Origin of the sequence: Phenylobacterium haematophilum, from assembly GCF_014196295.1 — a bacterium.
Classification (GTDB): Bacteria; Pseudomonadota; Alphaproteobacteria; order Caulobacterales; family Caulobacteraceae; genus Phenylobacterium; species Phenylobacterium haematophilum.
In genome coordinates this window covers 418,422-435,888 of record NZ_JACIDK010000001.1, presented here as the reverse complement: position 1 = coordinate 435,888, position 17,467 = coordinate 418,422, and the positions used below count along the sequence as shown (strand labels likewise).

Below are 17,467 nucleotides of genomic sequence, written 5' to 3'. Positions count from 1 at the left end.
GTTCTGTTGTTACCATCCCGGAGGCCGCTAGGCCAAATGTCCGTAGAGTTTCGAACCCAGGTGCTAGATCTCATGAAATATGCCTTCGTCGCCCTCGCCGCCACCCTTTTCGCCGGGACGGCGATCGCCGCAGACGCACCGGCCAACCAACGGATCGAACTGAAGAATTCGGCCGGCGCCGCGGTCGGATCGGCCACCCTCACCAACGCTCCCAAGGGCGTGCTGATGCGCATCGAGCTGAAGGACGTCGCTCCGGGCTGGCACGGACTGCACTTCCACGAGAAGGGCGACTGCTCGAAGTCCGACTTCACCTCCGCCGGCGGTCACGTCCACGGCGGCCCGACCATGGTGCATGGCCTGCTGAACCCTGACGCCAACGAGGCCGGCGACCTGCCGAACGTCTTCGTGGCCGCCGACGGCACGGCGAACGCCGAGATCTTCACCACCTTCGTCTCGCTCGGCGGCGTCGACGGTCGCCAGGACCTGACCGACAAGGACGGCTCGGCCATTGTCGTCCACGCCAACGCCGACGACCACAAGACCCAGCCGATCGGCGGCGCCGGCGCGCGCATCGCCTGCGGCGTCATCGCCGGCGGCTAAGCGCCCGCGGAACACCCTGACTGCGCCGCCGCGGGCCTGGCTCGCGGCGGCCGACGCCCCTTTCGGATCATCGCCATGCTGAACCGCCGACACCTCCTGCTGGCGGGCGCCGCCACCCTGACCGCCACCCCCGCCGCGGCGCAGAGCACCGACGGCCGCCGGCTCACCGCGCTGATGGACCAGGCGATGCAGGCTGCACTCGCCGCATCGCCTCAGCTGATGACGTTGACCGGCCTCGATATTGGCGCGAATGCGGCCGCCAAGCACCAACTCGACGATCGCTCCAAGGTCAGCTTGGCGAAGATGAAGGGGCTGTTCGAGCGGATGGCCGCCGATCTGCGGCCGTTCGATCCCACGGCGCTGCGGGGCGGCGACCTGCTCAACTACCAGACTGCAGCCTACCTCGCCGACGTCACCCTGCAGGGCTACGCCTTCCCTTATGGCGATCCGGGCGTCGGCGGGGCGATCCCTTATATTGTCTCCCAGCTCAGCGGAAACTACCGCAGCATTCCGAGCTTCCTCGGCACCCAGCACACCATCGCCACCGTTGACGACGCCGAGGCCTATCTGGACCGTCTGGCCGCGTTCGGCCCTTCGCTCGACCAGGAGACCGAACGCGCTAGCGCCGACTTCGCGCTCGGGGCGACGCCGCCGGACTTCATCCTTCGCGCCACATCTGGTCAGCTCTCTGCCATGCTGGCCCCGGCGCCGACGGCATCGGAACTCGTAACCAACCTAACCCGTCGCACGTCGGAAAATGGCCTGGATGGCGACTGGGCGACCCGCGCCGCGGCGATCGTCGAGACCACCGTCTATCCGGCTCTCCGCCGCCAGTTGGCGCTTCAACAGCAAGCCCTGCCGACCGCCTCGCACGACGCCGGCTGCTGGCGGCTGCCGCAGGGCGAAGCCTACTACCGCTTTGCGGTGCGCTCGTTCACGACCACAGACATGGGCGGCGACGATATCCACCGCCTAGGTCTGCAACGCGTGGCCGAACTGACCGCGCAGGCTGACGAGATCCTCAAGCAACAAGGCCTCAGCCAGGGGTCGGTCGGCCAGCGCATCTCCGCCCTGCGGCGGCGACCGGACCAGATCTACCCGAACACCGACGCCGGACGTGCGCAACTCCTGGTCGACATGAACGACATGGCCGAAGCCATGCGAAAGCGGCTGCCAGGCTATTTCGGCGCGCTCCCCAAGGCGCCGGTGGAGATCGCGCGCGTGCCCGCCACGATCGAGGCCGGCGCCCCCGGCGGCTCCTATCAGCCCGGCTCGGTCGACGGCTCAAGGCCAGGGATATTCTACATCAACCTGCGCGATACGGCCGAACAGCCGCGCCTGGACCTGCTGACCCTGGTGCACCACGAGGTGTTGCCAGGCCACCATCTGCAGATCGCTCTCGCCATGGAAGCCAATGGCCTGCCGCTGATGCGCCGCATGCCGTTGTTCTCAGGCTATTCCGAAGGCTGGGCGCTCTATGCCGAGCAGCTCTCCGACGAGATAGGCGCCTTCGAGAACGATCCGTTGGCACGACTTGGCTACCTCGCCTCGCTGCTGTTCCGCGCCGCGCGGCTGGTCGTAGACTCCGGCCTTCACCACAAGCGCTGGGGCCGCGAACAGGCGATCACCTACATGGTCGAAACGCTCGGCGACAAGGAGACGAGCGTCACCCGCGAGGTCGAGCGCTACTGCGTCCAGCCCGGTCAAGCGTCGAGCTACATGCTCGGCCACGAGATCTGGGTGAAGGCGCGCGAGACGGCCAGGGCGCGCCTCGGCGACGCCTTCGACATCCGCGCCTTCCATGACGCGGGCCTGCTCTATGGCGCCATGCCGCTCTCGGTGCTCAGCGCCCACCTCGACGGCTGGGCGCGCAACGGCGGGCGCGTCGCCTGAGCGCCGCCTACTTCGCGGTCACGTTCATCACCGCCAGGCTCATCGCCATAACCCCGGTGCGGATGGAGGGCTCAGCGGCCGGTGCAAAGAACGGCGAGTGGTTCACCGGCAGGGCCGTCCCGTTCTTCTGGGCCTCGGCGATCGTTTTGGCGTCGTAGCCGCCGATGCCGAAGTAGACCGACGGCGTTCCGGCGATGATGAACTCGGAATAGTCCTCGCTCGCCGAACCCGCCTGCGGCTGGACCACGGCGTTGGCGCCGAACGCCGCCTGGAACACCTTGGCCGTGCGTTCGGTCAGCGCGGCGTCGTTGATCACCGCCTTGCCGCCGGGAACGATCTTGACCGTCGGCGCGGGGGCGCCGGCCATGTCCGCCACGGCCTTGGCTGTCCGCTCGACGCCCGCAAGGATCTTGTCGCGAACCGCGCCGTCCTGGGTGCGGATGGTGCCGCGCAGTTGGGCGCTGTCGGGAATGATGTTGCCGGCGCTGCCGGCCTGGAACGAGCCGATGGTGACGACGCCGAAGGCCGCCGGGTCCTTCTCGCGGCTGATCACGCTCTGCACGTCGACCACGAACCGCGCGCCCATCATCACCGGATCGATGGTCGCCGCCGGCATCGAACCATGGCCGCCGCGGCCCGCGAACACCACGTCCAGGCTGTCGGAGGTCGAGCTCACCGCGCCCGGCTTGTAGTAAATCTGCCCGGCGAGCCCTGGCCCCACGTGCAACGCAAAGCCGTAGTCGGCCTTGCCGAAGCGCTTGATGAAGCCGTCATCCAGCATCGCCTTGGCGCCGTTGACGGTCTCCTCAGACGGCTGGGCGACGAACATCACCGTCCCGCTCCAGCGCGCCTTGGCCGCAATAAGGGCGCGCGCCGTGCCGACCCAGGCGGCCATATGGACATCGTGGCCGCAGGAGTGGGCGACGAAGGTCTCCTTGCCGTTCCAAGTCGCCTGCGCCCGGCTGGCATAGGGCAGCCCGCTCTTCTCCTCCATCGGCAGGGCGTCGAGCTCAGTGCGCACCAGCACGGTCGGCCCTGGGCCGTTCTTCAGGATGGCGACCACGCCCGTGCCGCCTACGCCCTCAGTCACCCCCAGGCCAAGACCGCGCATCTCGGCGGCGAGCTTGGCGGCCGTGCGCATCTCCTGGAAGCCGAGCTCAGGGTGGGCGTGCAGATCCTTGTAGAGCGCGTCCAGCTGGGCGTAGTCGCGATCCAGGGTCTGCGTCACCTGCGCCTTGGCCGCCGGCACGTCGAGCGTCGCGGCCATGGCCGGCGCGACCGCCAGGGCGAGGACTGTCGCCGAGGCGACGCAGGTCAGCATCTTCATGGAAAGCCCCCGAGAACTGTAGCGAACAATGGACGCGCGCAGGTCTAGCTTGGCCGCCGCGCAAAGGCCAATCACAGCCGGAATCAAAAAGGGCCGGCGCTACGGCCGGCCCTTGTTCTGATGGCGCAGCGCCTAGAACGGGATTTCGTCGTCGAGGTCGGCCGAAAAGTCTTCCCGCGGACCCGAGCTCTGGTTGCGCGAACCGCCGCCGAAGCCGCCGCCGCCGCCGCCGTAGCCGCCCCCACCGCCGCTGCCCCCGCCATAGTCGCCGCCGTAATCGCCGCCGCCGCCCGCGTTGTCGTTGCGGCCATCCAGCATGGTGAGCTCACCACGGAACTTCTGCAGGACGATCTCGGTGGAGTACTTTTCTTGGCCCGACTGGTCGGTCCATTTGCGGGTTTGGATTGAGCCCTCGATGTAAACCTTCGAGCCCTTGCGCAGGTACTGCTCAGCGACCTTCACGAGATTGTCGTTGAAGATCACCACCCGGTGCCACTCGGTCTTTTCCTTGCGCTCGCCCGAGCTCCGGTCGCGCCAGGTTTCCGACGTCGCGATGCGCAGGTTCGCGACCCGATCGCCCGAATTCAGGCTGCGAATTTCAGGATCGGCGCCGAGATTGCCGACCAGAATGACCTTGTTGACGCTGCCCGCCATGAGCTTGTCCCTTGCTTTCCGTGCTTGCGGGCCTTCGCCCAAGTGCGGGACGCTAGACGACCGCGCCGCACGGATCAACGTCGATGTTCGCTATATGTTCACGACGTTAACGCTTAGTCCACAGCGATTTGGTCGCGGCGTCGGACTATTGCGCGGGCTGCTGCGGCATCGCGCCGGGGATCGCCAGGCGCCCGTCGCCGGTGCGGACTAGGGCGAGATAGGGATGCTCCTCAAGCGACGGCGCGGTGAAGATCCCGCGCTTGTCCACGAAGATGAAACTGCCCTTGTAGGCGCCGGTGACCTCGCGGACTGAGCCGCCCATACGCAAGAACCGAACCCGCATGCTCTCGAGCTCGGCGGCGCAATGTTCGAGCGTCGGCACGTCAGACTTCAGCTTGTGGTACTTCAGTTCGCCGTCCGCCGTCCGGGTGACGTTCCAGCAGATCCCCTCCCCGCCTGGCGGCAAGGTGCGCTTGGAGCACGCAGCCAGCGCGACGACGGAAAGGCCAGCGACGAGGGCGAAGCGGAGCAGCATGGGATCAGCCTATAGTCGCGATTGCGGCGGCGGCAGGGCGAATCCCTAGCCGATGGAAGAGATCGAGCAGTTCTGCGCCTGTTCGGCCAGCGGACGGAAGCTGCGATTGTCGCCCGACACCTCCACCTTGCCAGGGACCAGGCGCAGCGTCTGCTGCATCCAGCGCCCGTAGGTCGCCCCGCCGGGCCGCTCGCAGCGGCCGCCGAACAGCGTCTGGACGCAGGCGTTCAGCGTGAGGTCGTTGGGAAGCTTGCGCCAGCCGCCGTCGACATAGCGCCAGCAGCTGCCCGCGGGGGCATTGGCGGTCGCGGGCGTCTGGGTCGGTGCGGCCGGAGCCGGCGCAAGCGGCGTCACGGCTTCGGGACGCGGCGGCAGCGGCGTCAGCATCGTACCGGCCTGATCCGCGGCGGCCAGATTGCCCGCCTCGTCGACGCCGACGTCGAGCGCGCCGGTGGCCACGCCGTTGCGCTTGGCGCATTCGGCCAAGGTCATTTCACCAACGTACTGGCCGGCGACGAAGCAGCGCAGCGGCTTTGCCGGGTCCAGGCGGCCGTCGTCCGGCGCGCCCGTCTCGACGACAAGCCCGCCTTGCGAGGCCGGCGGCGGCGCGGGCCTTTCGCCCTTGCCCTTGTTGACCATCACGCTTGCGATGATCACCCCGGCCAACAGGGCAAGCGCGCCGCCGACGAGGGCCAGAAGCGTGCGCCGATCTTTCAGGAACTCCATGCGCCCTCGCTAGACCGTGCGAGTGACGGTTTCAAGCGCGCGCGTCTGGTCAGCCGCCCGTCAGGCGGTTCAGGCCCGCCTGATAGTTGGCCAGCTGGTTCTTGAGATAGGCGGGCACTTCGCCGGTCGCCTTCTTCGTTTCGCTGGCCGGCTTCATGCCCTGCTCCAGGTCGCGATAGGCGCCGCGCAGCACCGACATCGCCATGGTGAGCTTGTCGATGGCCGCCTTGATGTCTTCCTTAGTCGACAGCGAGAGGTCGCGCGGCATCTTCAGGCCGTACATGGCCGAACCGCCGTCGCCGGGGACCATCTTCTCGTCCTTCATCACCGTGCTACGCACGAAGCCCTCGTGAAGACCCAAGGCCTCAAGTGCGTCCAGTCCGCCCTTCCCGCCCAGGATTTCCAGGCTGGAACGACTATTCTGGGGTCGGATCTGCAGCTTGCGCACGTCGCCGTCGGACACGACCTCGGCCTTCACACCGAAAGAGGTCGCTCGCTGGATCTTCTTGGCCAGGCTCTCGAGCGTATCGGTCGCCTCGATAGTGATGGTCACGGCCGGGCCGCCGATCCGCCGGCGGATCTGGAAGGTGTCGCCCGGTCTCGCCGAGGTGGCCGAGGTGACGAGCTGCGAGTCCGAATACGCGACCTTGCCGCTGGGCAGCCCGAGCCGGTCGAGCGCGCTGGCGCCTGCCGGATCCACTGCGATCGACGTCGGCGTCGTCATCTTCTCAGAGCCCGTGAAGCGCTGCGCCCAGGCAACCACGCCGGAGCCGATGTCGAGGCCGACCGCGAAGCCGTCGACCTTTCCGACGGCGTTGTCCATGCCCGGCAGGTCGGTTTTGGTGGTGCCGGTGAGCCAGACCTTGCCGTCCGCGACGGTCATCGCCGTCGCACGGTCATCGCCGCTGCCGCCATAGTAGGCGATGGCGTCGGCGCTCCCCGACAGGTCCATCGATATCCGCGCCGCGAACGCGTCCACGCTGCCCGAAGAGGGCCGGGTCGTGTTCGCGACGCCCAGGGTGGCGCCGGTCGAGCCGGCGATCACGATATTGCCGCCGTCCATGGTGACGCCCGCGATCGAGCCGCCGCCGAGCGTGCCGAGGCTGCGGGTCGCCGACAGCGTCGGGACCTTCGGATCGGTCATGTCGTAGCGGCGCAGCTTGACCTCGCCGCCTTCGATCGAGGCGACCACGACATTGGTCCCGTCGACCACCAGGCCGGCAGGCTTGTCCTCGCCGGAGGCGCCGAACTGGGTCGTCGATTTCAGGCGGCCTTCGGCGTCGAAGGCGCGCAGATAGTTGTCCCAGTTGCCGCTCGACGTCTGTCCCGGCATCGCACCCTTGGTGCGGCCGAGCACATAGAGCGAACCGTCGGCGCCGAACGCGACGCTGGTCGCCTCGTCGTCGTCGCGCGCGCCCATCCGCTGCGACCACATTTCGTCGCCGGCCGCGCTGAACACCGCCACGAAACTGTCGGGCTTGGTCTCGTCGACGCCGTTGTCGGCCTTCAGGACCTTGGGGATGGTCTCCAGCGTCCCTGTGCCGATCGGCACCCCGCTGGCGGCGAACCCGCCGGTGACCGAGCCCGACACCGCGATCTGCCCATCCGGACCGACCGCGAGCCCCAGGCCCGTCGCATCGGCCGATGCGCCGAGCGTGCGCGCGTAGACGAGCTTGCCGGCCGAATCGAACTTCATCAGCGCGACGTCGCCGGCGCCCTTGATCGTCTGGCCATCGACGGTGTCGTTGACGTCCGCCAGTAGATAAAGCGAGCCGTCGGGACCGGTGACGGTTTTGTGGACCTTCTCCACGCCTTCCGGCAACGCGACGTTGAAGACGCGCCCCTCGACCCAGTTCACGTCGCCGGGGCGGCGCACGGCGTCCGATGTCGTGCCGGTCTCGAACTTGATCAGCTCTTCGGTCAACTTGGGATCGGGCGTGACCGTCACCACCTTGCCGTTCTCGACCTTGGTGGTCTTGGCGGGTTTCGGATCGCCGGCGGTCTGAGTGATGTAGACGGCCGGCGAGGTCGCCGGCGCGGTAAACGTCAGTATTTCAGTGGTGTCGCCCTGAATCTTGAGCGCGAACCTGTCCGGCTCGGCGCCCAGCTTGATCGTCCGGCCATTGACCTCGGTGGTCTTCTCGGCGCCTGCGATCTTCTCGACCGCAAAGCGCGTGGAAAAGCCAGCTGAGCTGAGCTTGGCGTTGATGTACTTCACCACCTCGTTCATCGAACGGGTCGTCGAGCCCATTTCGGCGAGGTCGAAGTCGATCGTCGTCTCGACCTTGTTCGGCAGCCGGATCTTGACGCTGAACTTCATGTCGCCCTGGAACGCGTCGACCGCGTCGGTCGCCGTTCCCTGGTGCAGGGGCGAGGTCATGTACTTCGGCACGGTCTTCGGCACGCCGACCGTCGTCTTGGCCTTATCAGCGACGTCGCCGTAGGTCAGGCGCAGCTTGTCGAAGTTCGTATCGTCGATGTAGCCCGAGACCTCAGACATGCCGCGCGTAAAGGCGGCCTGAATTCGTTTCAGCTCAGCGGCGGTGGTGTCCTTCTCGTCGGCCTTCTTCGCCAAGGCCTCAAGCGTCGACAGGCCCTGGTGGATTGCGAAGAGCTGCCGGTAATCCTCGCTGGCGCCCTTCACGTCGAGCTGTGTCTGGTACTCGTCGATGAACTTGCGGCCCATCATGACGCTCTTGAGCATCTCGTCGGCCTTCGGGGCCGCAGACAGGGTGCTCCAAGGCGGGGTCGGCGCCTTCTTCACTGACGAGGCGACATTCGTCGTGGTTCCGCCCACGGCGGCGCTCAGGCCGTTCTTGGCCTGATAGTAGCCCAGCAGCAGATTGGTATCGAGGCTGATCACCTAGCCCACCGACTCACGGAATTTCCCAACCGCAGATTGCGCGACAAGGGCTGACGAGGTGTTAAGGCCGCGCCCGCCTGAACAAATAAAAGGCCCCGGAACCTAGAGGCTCCGGGGCCGGGTACGCTCTCCTCGGTCGGGCGTCAGCCCTTGAACAGCTGCAATATGACCTGCGGCTGCGAGTTGGCGATGGACAGCGCCTGCGCGCCGAGCTGCTGCTGGACCTGCAGGGCCTGCAAGCGCGCGCTTTCCTTGGCGATGTCGGCGTCGACGAGGTTGCCGATCCCGGTCTCCAGCACGTCTTGCAGCTTCGAGACGAAGGTCACGTGCTTTTCTATCTGCTTGGCCTGCGCGCCCATCTCGGCGAGCGCAGCGGTCACCTTGCCAATCGCCAGGTCGAGGGAGGCGAGCACCGACTTGGTGGCCGTGGTCGTGCCCGTCAGCCCCGTGCCGTCGAGGTTGATGATCGAGCCGGAGATCGTGAAATCCTGCGGCGTGAGCGCGATGTAGCTGTCGCCGTCCGAGTTCGCGAGGAAGTTGAGGTTGGCGGTCAACGAACCGTTGAGCACCGAGACGCCATCGAATTCGGCCGAGGACGAGAACTGGCTGATCGCCTGCAGCAGCGTCTGATACTCGTCGTCGAACGCCTTGCGGGTCGAGGGCGAGGCCGAGTCTTCGGCGGCGCCGACGACCTTTTCCCGCATCTGGACGAGAATGTCGCTGATCTGCTGGCCGGCGCTCAGGGCCACGTCGGTGATAGAGGTGGCGCGGTCGAGGCTCATCTTCACCGCGCCGAGCGAGCTGAAGTCGGCGCGCTGCTTCTGCGCGATCGCATAAACCGCCGCGTTGTCCTTGGCGTTAGCGACCCGCAGGCCGGTGTTGATCTTGTTCTGAACCTGCTCCAACTTTTCGTTGGTGCTGTTGAGGTTCTGGAGCGCGATCAGCGCCGACTTGTTCGTATTCACGCTCATCGCCATGGCGCCAATCTCCTTCAGAGAACCCATGAATGACGCGCGACTCGCACGCCGAAACTATGGTTAACGCTAGGAAGCGCATGGTTTCCGAAAGATTAACGACGCTGCGTCGATAGCCGCAGACCCTTTGCCTGGCTGCGGTTGCGCCCTTTGGATGGACGCGCTTTCCGAGCCCGCGACGCGGGCCAACCGAGACTCAGGCCTGTGTCGCGATCACCGTTCCGGCCACATAGGCCTCGGCGTCCCGCATACGAAGCACCTCTTCACGCGGCAGCTGCAGCACCACCTCGCCGGTACGGCGGTCGATGGTCTTGTAGACGAAGCCGCCCGCCTGCCCCTCTTCGATCACCAGCCGCAAATCCGGTTCCGGCGATGGCGCTGGAACGGCCGGCGGCGCGGCGACCGGCTTGATCGGCGCCTGAACGGACTCGATGTCGGGGTAAGCCGCCACGACCGAAAGCTTGTTCTCCATGGTCCCATCCGCCCGAGGCTCTCACGCCGGGGCGGCCCCCAATTGCGCGATGACGGCGGGGAGGTCTCCCTCCCCGCCGCCGACGCAGGACGCGGCCGGGACCGCGCCCCTTTTGGCCTATCGGAACAGGCCGAGCAGAGTGCTCGACGACTGGTTGGCGATGCTGAGGGCCTGCACGCCAAGCTGTTGCTTGGTCTGCAGCGCCTGCAACCGCGCACTTTCCTTCGCCAGGTCGGCGTCGACCAGGTTGCCGACACCGGCGTCCAGGGTGTCCTGGAGCTTCATGACGTTGGTCATGTGGGTGTCGAGCGCCTTGGCGCCGGTGCCGAGCTTCGAGAGGGCCGAAGAGACGTCCTGGATGGCGTCTTCCACGTCCTTCACGTCCGCCGAACCCACGGCGCCGGTCAGCGAGGTCAGCGTCGCGGCGATCTTGGCGTTCGACTTCGACAGGTCGACGTGGTCGATGTCGATGGTCGCGGTGGCGTCGGCGTTGGCGATCGACTTGATGCTCGAGCTGTTGACCGTGGTCGCCGAGATCAGGTTGACGCCGTCGAAGGTGGCGTTGTTGGCGATCGTGTTGATCTGATCGCGCAGCGCCGTGTACTCATCGCTGAGCGCCTGCTTGGAAGCGGTCGACAGGCCCGCTTCAGTCGCCGCCAGGACCTTTTCCTTCATCTGGACGAGGATGTCCGAGATGGCGGTGCCGGCGGACATGGCGACGTCAGCCACCGACTGGCCGCGTTGCAGCGACGAGACGACGGAGTTGAGCGAGGCCGATTCAGCGCGCTGGTTCTGGGCGATGGCCCAGATGGCGCCGTTGTCCTTGGCCGACGAAATCTTCTGACCGGTGTTGATCCGGTTTTGGACGACGCCCAGCTCTTTGTTGGTGGTGTTGAGGTTCTGCAGGGCGATCATCGCGCCCTGGTTGGTATTAACCGAATTCATGGCCATACGCGTGGTTCCTTTTCTCGGAGACCGGCGTCGTTTTGACTGCCGGAGGCATTTTGCCCTCCCAACACAAAGCAAGTGCGGGGCCACGCCGCCATCACCGCAACATGTTGTTTTAATTGTATTTTTTGTGTTTACCGGGGGTAAACCACGCCCTGACGTTCCCACAACCGCCCGCGCCGGCAATATTTGCCCACTTTGGCCGGCAAATATTGCCGATCGGCAGATATCGCCCACGCAAGGCCGCGAGCTCAAACGCAAAGCGCCGGCCACGAGGGCCGGCGCTGAAATCGCGTCAGAAGTTAACCTGTTGGCGGCGGTCAGGCCGCGGCGGGCGCGTCGGCGCGCTGGGACAGCGCCTGCATCATCATCTTGTTGATCTCGATGAGGGTGTCGAAGTTGTCCTCGCCGCGCATCACCTCGCTGGAGTGACGCCCGACGAACAGGCTGAGCGAGATGATCCCGGCGCGAATCTGCGGCGGCAACTTGTTGTCCGGCTCGGAACAATCGCGCGCCAGCGTCGACCACAGTCGACGGTTCCAGTCGATAGCGTCGATCCGCACCGCGAAATCCGTAGCCGGAGCCTCGGACGCCACGATCAGCGCCCGCGTCACCTGGCCGAACAGCCGGTACTCGGCGTCCTTAGGGGCCTCAGCCCGGCTCGCCGCCTGCTGGTAAGCTCGAAGCGACATTCCCCAACCTCTCGTCTTCGTACTCGATCAACTTCCGACACAGCATGAGCGCCTTGTAGTACTCGCGCGCCATGGCGTGTTTTGAGATGGCGACGCATTCCGCCAACACTTCCGGATTGCGAATGACGCCCATGAACTCGGTCAGGCGCTGGACGAACTCGTCATAGTAGCGGTTCGCTGCACCATCATCGAGGTACATCATCATCATCGGGAAATAGATGCGACGGGCCGGCGTGGCGGCGTCCTCGGGCTGCATGATGTCCTTCTCGCGAAGAACCGACGCTTTGTTCTGCAGAACAAGGGTCGTACGGCGATCGCCGTTCTGCACCACCGCCCCGTTGAGAACGAATTTCTCGCCAGGCTTTAGGGACAGCTTAAGCGGCATTCCTCAGTCTCCAATAGAGGCGTGTCGCCCAACCTGCCTGCGCTCAGCAGTCCGATTGGGCAAGGCTAGATGCGAGGGGTTAACCGGACCTTGCGACGCCCTCGTCGCCCCAGGGCATTAGCAGACCGTTAAGCATGATTTTTCAAGATCGCAGCATGCGGGATGCTGGGGCGGCGTAATGAGTGACACTTCGGACCCAGCGACTGCGCCCCCTCGCCGCATCCAGACGCACCGCGGCGGGCCGGCCGGGGATTCGGCTTCCAGGGAGTCGGTGTCGCGGCTGCGCGGCGAGCTTGGAGCCCTGAAGGCCGCCAAACAGGCCCTTCCTTTCCTCAAACGCGCCCTCGGCCATATCGCCGGCAAGGACTATGCGGCCGCGCGCGAGGCCGCCCAAAAGGCTGTCGACCGGGACCCGAGCCTGATCCATGCGTGGCATCTGCTGGCGATCGCGCGCGAGCAGCTTGGCGATTGGCCCGGGGCGCTCCAAGCCTACGAGCGCGGCTTGTCGCTGGACCCGGCCAATCCGCCCATCGCCAACGACCTTGGTCGATTGGCCTTCAAGATGGAAATGTTGCCCCAGGCCGAGGCGCTCTTCCGCCACTATCTCGCCTTCCGCCCCAATGCTCCTGAGAGCACCAACAACCTCGCATGTGTGCTGCGCAGCCAGATGCGTTACGACGAGGCCATCGAGGTCCTGAAGCCCGCGCTCCAGGCGCATCCCGATAAGGTGATGCTGTGGAACACGCTGGGCACCGTCATGGAGGATATGGGGGAAACCGAGCAGGCGGGCCTGTTTTACGGGGAAGCGCTGAGACTCGACCCGACCCAGGCCAAGGCGCGATACAATCTGGCCAACGCGATGTTCGCGGCTGGCCAGCATGACGAAGCGATCAATCAGTGTCGTGAAGCCATGGACGGCGCGCGTACGTCAGAAGACCTGACCATGATGCGCTTTGCTCTGGCCACCATGCTGTTGGCCACCGGGCGACTTGGTGAGGGCTGGGACGCCTATGCGGCACGGCTGGAGCGGACATACTACGACCCCGTGGATTTCGTAGTCCCCGTGCCACGCTGGGAGCCTGGGACCGATCTCGCCGGCCGCCGCCTGCTGCTGGTCGGCGAACAAGGGCTTGGCGACGAGGTCCTGTTCGCCAATGTGGTCGCGGACGTCGAGCAGGCCTTGGGCTGCAGCGGTCGTCTGACCCTTGCGGTGACCGATCGGTTGAGGACGCTCTTCGCTCGCTCCTTCCCGCAAGCCGAAGTCGGCGCTCATGCCAGTCAGAAGGTGCAGGGCCGCACGGCCCGTCGCATCCCGTTCTTGGAGCAGGATTGGTCCAGGATCGACGCCTGGGCCCCGCTCGGCGAAGCGCTGCGCCACTTCCGTCGCTCCATCGACGCGTACCCCCACCGTCCGCAGGGCTTCATGACGCCCGACCCCGATCGCGTTCTATACTGGCGCGACGCCCTTTCGGGTCTACCTGGCCGCAAGGTCGGGTTGCTTTGGACCAGCATGGTGATCGACTCGACACGCCACCGACATTTCGCCCCGTTCGAAAAGTGGGCGCCGGTGCTGCAAACGCCTGGTGTCAGTTTCGTCAACCTCCAGTACGGCGATCAAAGCCAGAGCATTGAACGGGCTCGGAAGGAATTCGGCGTCGAGATTCACCAGCCGGCAAGCATCGACCTGAAGAACGACCTGGACGACGTCGCCGCCCTGGCTTGCGCCCTCGATCTCACCGTCGGGTTCTCGAACGCAAGCTTCAATCTCGCCGCGGCCTGTGGCGCGTCGACCTGGCTGCTGACCTCCTCCGACAACTGGGCGCGTCTGGGGGCCGAGCACTATGCCTGGTACAGTCAGGTTCGAATGTTCTGGCCGCGCGTGGCGGCCGATTGGGATGCTTTGATGGGCGATCTCGCTGCAGCGCTTGGCGAGTACGCCCGGGCCGACGCCCCGATCGCAACAGCTGTGGGGGCCTGAGCATGGCGATTTTTGACGCCGGCCCCGTCGGCGACGCCGCTGCGCCGGAGAAACTCGCCCGCCTCAGCGCCGAGATCGCATCGGCCAAAGCCACCCGCGAGGCTCTGAAGTCGCTGCGGGTAGCCCTCGAGCACGCCAACGGCGACCGCTTCGCGGAAGCGTGCACGGCCGCCGAGGAGGCCCTGACGCACGACCCGAACTTGGTGCTTGGGTGGCATCTGCTGGGGATCGCTCGCGACAAGCTCAACCAGCGGGCGCCGGCGCTCGACGCCTACGAACGCGCCCTCGCCCTCTCGCCCGCGGATCCGGACATCGCCCACGATCTGGGTCGCCTCGCCTTCAAGATGGACATGCTGCCTCAGGCCGAGGCGCTGTTCCGTCACTGCCTGAGTTTCAAGCTGGGCGCCCGCGAGCCGTCGAACAACCTTGGCGCCCTGCTGCGCCGCCAGATGCGCTTCGACGAGGCCATCGAAGTCCTGCGCGCGGCGCTGATGGCCGAACCGGAATCGGCCATGCTGTGGCTGACACTCGGCACGATCGTCGGCGACAAAGGCGACATCGACCAGGCGGAGATCTTCTACTGCGAAGCCCTGCGCCTGGAGCCTGACTACGCCAAGGCGCACTACAACCTCTCCAACATCCTATTCACCAAGCGCCGACACGAGGAGGCGCTGAGCCACTGCCGCCGGGCCATCGAACTGTCCGACGTCCCGCAGGACACCTCGATGATGCGGTTCGCGCTCTCGACCATGCTTCTTGCGCGCAGCGAGTTGACCGAGGGCTGGCGATACTATGATGCGCGGCTTGAGCCGACCTACGCCGAGCCGATCCACTTCGTCGTGGACCGGCCGCGATGGACGCCGGGAACGGACATCAGGGGCCGCCATATGATGCTCTTTGGCGAACAGGGGCTCGGCGACGAGGTTCTCTTCGCCAACGTGCTCGACGACGTCCTGGCCGAACTAGGCCCGGAAGGCCGTCTGACAGTGGCTGTCACCGACCGTCTGCTGCCCCTGTTCCAGCGGAGCTATCCGAGCGTCCGCTTCGGACCGCACGCCACTTTGAAGGGCGATGGACGCGCCTTCCGCGGCGCCCAGTTCATCAAGGACTGGAACGAGATCGACTATTGGGCGCCGCTGGGAGCGATGCTCAAGACTCATCGCGCCGAGTTGTCACAGTTCCCGATCCGCCCGTCGGGCTACATGAAGCCCGATCCCGCGCGTGTGCAGCAGTGGCGCGAGAGGCTGGCGATGCTCCCAGGGCTCAAGGTCGGGGTGCTGTGGACCAGCCTGGTCATCGACTCCAGCCGCCACCTCTACTTCGCACCTTTCGACGATTGGCGCGCCGTGCTGCAGACGCCTGGCGTGACCTTCGTGAACCTGCAGTATGGCGACCAGTCTCAGGCCATCGCCCATGCGCGCGAGGCGTTCGGCGTCGAAATTCACCAGCCGCCCGGCATCGACCTGCGCAACGACCTTGACGACGTGGCCGCGCTGTCGGCGGCGCTGGACCTCGTCGTCGGCTTCTCCAACGCCAGCTTCAACCTGGCCGCCGCCAGCGGGGCGCCGGCCTGGCTGATCGCCGTAGAGTCGGCCTGGACACGGCTCGGGACCGACAACTATCCCTGGTATAGTCAGGTGCGCGCCTACTCGCCGGAGGCTCCTGGCGACTGGACCTCGGTCATGGCCGCCATAGCAACCGACCTTAACCAGGCCGCCAACGGTGGAACGCGAGCCGTCGCAGCGGGTTGATCCGACGACGCGCGTCCGCCGCGGGCGCCCGAAGTTTAGGAGACCCATGATGCCGGGCCTGCGAGAAGACGACGGATACGACGACCAGGACAACGCCGAAACGTTCGACGAAGCCAACCTCGACGATCGCGAACAGATCGGCGAGATGCGCACCTTCGAGGAGATGCCCGACCTGTTCGACGCGACCCGCGCCTATGGCGATCGCGATGACGAAGAAGGCCGCTCCGTCGATGCGGCCGAGTTCGACGAAGACGAGTTCGACGAAGAGAGCCTTGAGGAGGACGATGAGCTCGACTATCGGGCGGCCGCGGACGACTCCGATCAGGAAGATGCCGACGCGTTCGATGACGACGAGGTTGATTCTGATTCGATCGATGGTCTCGACGAAGTCGCCGACGCCGACCTCGTGGCCGGCGGTGAGGACGATTTCACGAACTTCCAGTCCAAGGCCGTTAGCGATGAAGATTTGCGCCGCATGGGCTACGCGGCGCCGGGCGGGTCGGACGCCAGTGACGAAAGCGCGTTGGAAATCGGCCTTAAAGACAGCTTTCCTGCCTCTGATCCCGTTTCGGTCACGCGCCCCCGACGCTAGGGAAGCACCGCGATCTTTTGCGACAAACGCCGCGGAACAACGCTCAATCAGCTTGAATGTCCCGCTTGGGTCTTTAGTTTGGACCCAGGTTGAAACATTTGTTCGAAAGCGGGCGCCATACTCGCCCGTCCCAGGGAGCGCGAATGAGCCAGCGTTTTGAAGGCACCGACAATTACGTCGCCACTGAAGACCTGAAGGTCGCCGTCAACGCGGCTGTTGCGCTGGAACGGCCCCTGCTGATCAAGGGCGAACCGGGCACCGGTAAGACCGTGCTGGCCTATGAGATCGCCAAGGCGCTCGACGCCGAACTGATCACTTGGCACATCAAGTCCACCACCAAGGCCCAGCAGGGCCTCTATGAATACGACGCGGTCAGCCGCCTGCGCGACAGCCAACTCGGCGATGAGCGCGTCAAGGACGTGCGTAACTACATCAAGAAGGGCAAGCTCTGGGAGGCCTTCACCTCCGACAAGCGCCCGATCCTCCTGATCGACGAGATCGACAAGGCCGACATCGAGTTCCCGAACGACCTCCTGCAGGAGCTCGATCGGATGGAATTCTACGTCTACGAGACGAACGAGACCATCAAGGCCGTGGTGCGTCCGATCGTGATCATCACCTCGAACAACGAGAAGGAACTGCCGGACGCGTTCCTGCGCCGCTGCTTCTTCCACTATATCCGCTTCCCTGACGCCGACACGATGAACGAGATCGTCGAGGTCCATTATCCGGGCATCAAGCAGAAGCTCGTCGCCGAGGCGCTGCGCATCTTCTACGACATGCGCAAGGTGCCGGGCCTGAAGAAGAAGCCGTCGACGTCGGAACTGCTCGACTGGCTGAAGCTGCTCATGGTCGAGGATATCGACGAGAACGCGCTGAAGGAAAAGGATCCGACCAAGCTGATCCCGCCTCTCCATGGCGCGCTGCTGAAGAACGAGCAGGACGTTCATCTGTTCGAGCGCCTCGCCTTCCTTGCTCGCCGCGAGGGCGCGGGGAGCCGCCCGGGCCAACAATAGGTTTACGGCGAATTCACTCGACGTTTCAAAGCGCTCCGGTCACCGTCAGATGACATGACCG

At 65.6% G+C, this 17,467-nt stretch carries 16 protein-coding genes; 6 read left to right on the top strand and 10 right to left on the bottom strand.

Going from position 1 to position 17,467, the window contains the following annotated elements; translation table 11 throughout:
* Positions 1-72: 72 nt before the first annotated feature.
* Both GGQ61_RS02260 and GGQ61_RS02255 read left to right on the top strand, forming a co-directional pair.
* Complete coding sequence (locus GGQ61_RS02260) at positions 73-600, top strand: superoxide dismutase family protein (protein WP_183769751.1); 528 nt, start codon at positions 73-75, stop codon at positions 598-600.
* A gap of 75 nt (positions 601-675) precedes the next feature.
* Positions 676-2,493: a DUF885 domain-containing protein gene (locus GGQ61_RS02255; protein ID WP_183769750.1), complete on the top strand. Its 1,818-nt coding sequence runs from the start codon at positions 676-678 to the stop codon at positions 2,491-2,493.
* Positions 2,494-2,500: 7 nt separating this feature from the next.
* Here GGQ61_RS02255 and GGQ61_RS02250 read toward each other — a convergent pair whose 3' ends face one another.
* The 10 genes from GGQ61_RS02250 to flbT all read right to left on the bottom strand — a co-directional run bounded on the left by GGQ61_RS02250 (position 2,501) and on the right by flbT (position 12,069).
* Positions 2,501-3,820, bottom strand: a complete 1,320-nt coding sequence (locus GGQ61_RS02250; protein WP_183769749.1) for an amidohydrolase — start codon at positions 3,818-3,820, stop codon at positions 2,501-2,503.
* Positions 3,821-3,952: 132 nt separating this feature from the next.
* Entirely contained in the window at positions 3,953-4,474 is a 522-nt protein-coding gene (locus GGQ61_RS02245; RefSeq protein ID WP_183769748.1) for a single-stranded DNA-binding protein, read from the bottom strand.
* A 145-nt stretch (positions 4,475-4,619) separates the two neighbouring features.
* The gene (locus GGQ61_RS02240; protein ID WP_183769747.1) at positions 4,620-5,009 is read right to left on the bottom strand and encodes a hypothetical protein; all 390 of its coding nucleotides are present in this window, start codon (positions 5,007-5,009) and stop codon (positions 4,620-4,622) included.
* A 45-nt stretch (positions 5,010-5,054) separates the two neighbouring features.
* Complete coding sequence (locus GGQ61_RS02235; RefSeq protein WP_183769746.1) at positions 5,055-5,735, bottom strand: hypothetical protein; 681 nt, start codon at positions 5,733-5,735, stop codon at positions 5,055-5,057.
* A gap of 49 nt (positions 5,736-5,784) precedes the next feature.
* Positions 5,785-8,598, bottom strand: coding sequence for an NHL repeat-containing protein (locus GGQ61_RS02230; RefSeq protein ID WP_183769745.1), 2,814 nt, complete (start codon positions 8,596-8,598; stop codon positions 5,785-5,787).
* Between the two features lie 143 nt (positions 8,599-8,741).
* Positions 8,742-9,575: a flagellin gene (locus GGQ61_RS02225; RefSeq protein ID WP_183769744.1), complete on the bottom strand. Its 834-nt coding sequence runs from the start codon at positions 9,573-9,575 to the stop codon at positions 8,742-8,744.
* Positions 9,576-9,768: 193 nt separating this feature from the next.
* On the bottom strand, positions 9,769-10,044 hold the full coding sequence (locus GGQ61_RS22105) for a hypothetical protein (RefSeq protein ID WP_246370419.1): 276 nt from the start codon (positions 10,042-10,044) through the stop codon (positions 9,769-9,771).
* A gap of 117 nt (positions 10,045-10,161) precedes the next feature.
* The gene (locus GGQ61_RS02215; RefSeq protein WP_183769743.1) at positions 10,162-10,995 is read right to left on the bottom strand and encodes a flagellin; all 834 of its coding nucleotides are present in this window, start codon (positions 10,993-10,995) and stop codon (positions 10,162-10,164) included.
* 317 nt (positions 10,996-11,312) lie between these two features.
* The gene (flaF, locus tag GGQ61_RS02210; protein WP_183769742.1) at positions 11,313-11,684 is read right to left on the bottom strand and encodes a flagellar biosynthesis regulator FlaF; all 372 of its coding nucleotides are present in this window, start codon (positions 11,682-11,684) and stop codon (positions 11,313-11,315) included.
* Entirely contained in the window at positions 11,644-12,069 is a 426-nt protein-coding gene (flbT, locus tag GGQ61_RS02205; RefSeq protein WP_183769741.1) for a flagellar biosynthesis repressor FlbT, read from the bottom strand. The genes flaF and flbT overlap by 41 nt, the downstream gene beginning before the upstream one ends.
* Before the next feature lie 271 nt (positions 12,070-12,340).
* Here flbT and GGQ61_RS02200 point away from each other — a divergent pair, with 271 nt between their 5' ends.
* From GGQ61_RS02200 to GGQ61_RS02185, 4 genes are all read left to right on the top strand, one after another.
* Complete coding sequence (locus GGQ61_RS02200; protein WP_183769740.1) at positions 12,341-14,047, top strand: tetratricopeptide repeat protein; 1,707 nt, start codon at positions 12,341-12,343, stop codon at positions 14,045-14,047.
* A gap of 2 nt (positions 14,048-14,049) precedes the next feature.
* Positions 14,050-15,798 carry a tetratricopeptide repeat protein gene (locus GGQ61_RS02195; RefSeq protein WP_183769739.1) on the top strand — a complete coding sequence of 583 codons (1,749 nt, stop codon included), beginning with the start codon at positions 14,050-14,052 and terminating at the stop codon, positions 15,796-15,798.
* A 49-nt stretch (positions 15,799-15,847) separates the two neighbouring features.
* A complete protein-coding gene (locus GGQ61_RS02190; RefSeq protein ID WP_183769738.1) occupies positions 15,848-16,390 on the top strand; it encodes a hypothetical protein in 543 nt (180 codons plus the stop codon).
* A 143-nt stretch (positions 16,391-16,533) separates the two neighbouring features.
* Positions 16,534-17,406, top strand: coding sequence for an AAA family ATPase (locus GGQ61_RS02185; RefSeq protein ID WP_183769737.1), 873 nt, complete (start codon positions 16,534-16,536; stop codon positions 17,404-17,406).
* The last annotated feature ends 61 nt before the right edge of the window (positions 17,407-17,467 follow it).

Coding starts and splice junctions, on each gene's coding strand:
- GGQ61_RS02260 (WP_183769751.1), top strand. CDS start 73: ATGAAATATGCCTTCGTCGCCCTCGCCGCCACCCTTTTCGCCGGGACG.
- GGQ61_RS02255 (WP_183769750.1), top strand. CDS start 676: ATGCTGAACCGCCGACACCTCCTGCTGGCGGGCGCCGCCACCCTGACC.
- GGQ61_RS02250 (WP_183769749.1), bottom strand. CDS start 3,820: ATGAAGATGCTGACCTGCGTCGCCTCGGCGACAGTCCTCGCCCTGGCG.
- GGQ61_RS02245 (WP_183769748.1), bottom strand. CDS start 4,474: ATGGCGGGCAGCGTCAACAAGGTCATTCTGGTCGGCAATCTCGGCGCC.
- GGQ61_RS02240 (WP_183769747.1), bottom strand. CDS start 5,009: ATGCTGCTCCGCTTCGCCCTCGTCGCTGGCCTTTCCGTCGTCGCGCTG.
- GGQ61_RS02235 (WP_183769746.1), bottom strand. CDS start 5,735: ATGGAGTTCCTGAAAGATCGGCGCACGCTTCTGGCCCTCGTCGGCGGC.
- GGQ61_RS02225 (WP_183769744.1), bottom strand. CDS start 9,575: ATGGCGATGAGCGTGAATACGAACAAGTCGGCGCTGATCGCGCTCCAG.
- GGQ61_RS22105 (WP_246370419.1), bottom strand. CDS start 10,044: ATGGAGAACAAGCTTTCGGTCGTGGCGGCTTACCCCGACATCGAGTCC.
- GGQ61_RS02215 (WP_183769743.1), bottom strand. CDS start 10,995: ATGGCCATGAATTCGGTTAATACCAACCAGGGCGCGATGATCGCCCTG.
- flaF (WP_183769742.1), bottom strand. CDS start 11,684: ATGTCGCTTCGAGCTTACCAGCAGGCGGCGAGCCGGGCTGAGGCCCCT.
- flbT (WP_183769741.1), bottom strand. CDS start 12,069: ATGCCGCTTAAGCTGTCCCTAAAGCCTGGCGAGAAATTCGTTCTCAAC.
- GGQ61_RS02195 (WP_183769739.1), top strand. CDS start 14,050: ATGGCGATTTTTGACGCCGGCCCCGTCGGCGACGCCGCTGCGCCGGAG.
- GGQ61_RS02190 (WP_183769738.1), top strand. CDS start 15,848: ATGCCGGGCCTGCGAGAAGACGACGGATACGACGACCAGGACAACGCC.
- GGQ61_RS02185 (WP_183769737.1), top strand. CDS start 16,534: ATGAGCCAGCGTTTTGAAGGCACCGACAATTACGTCGCCACTGAAGAC.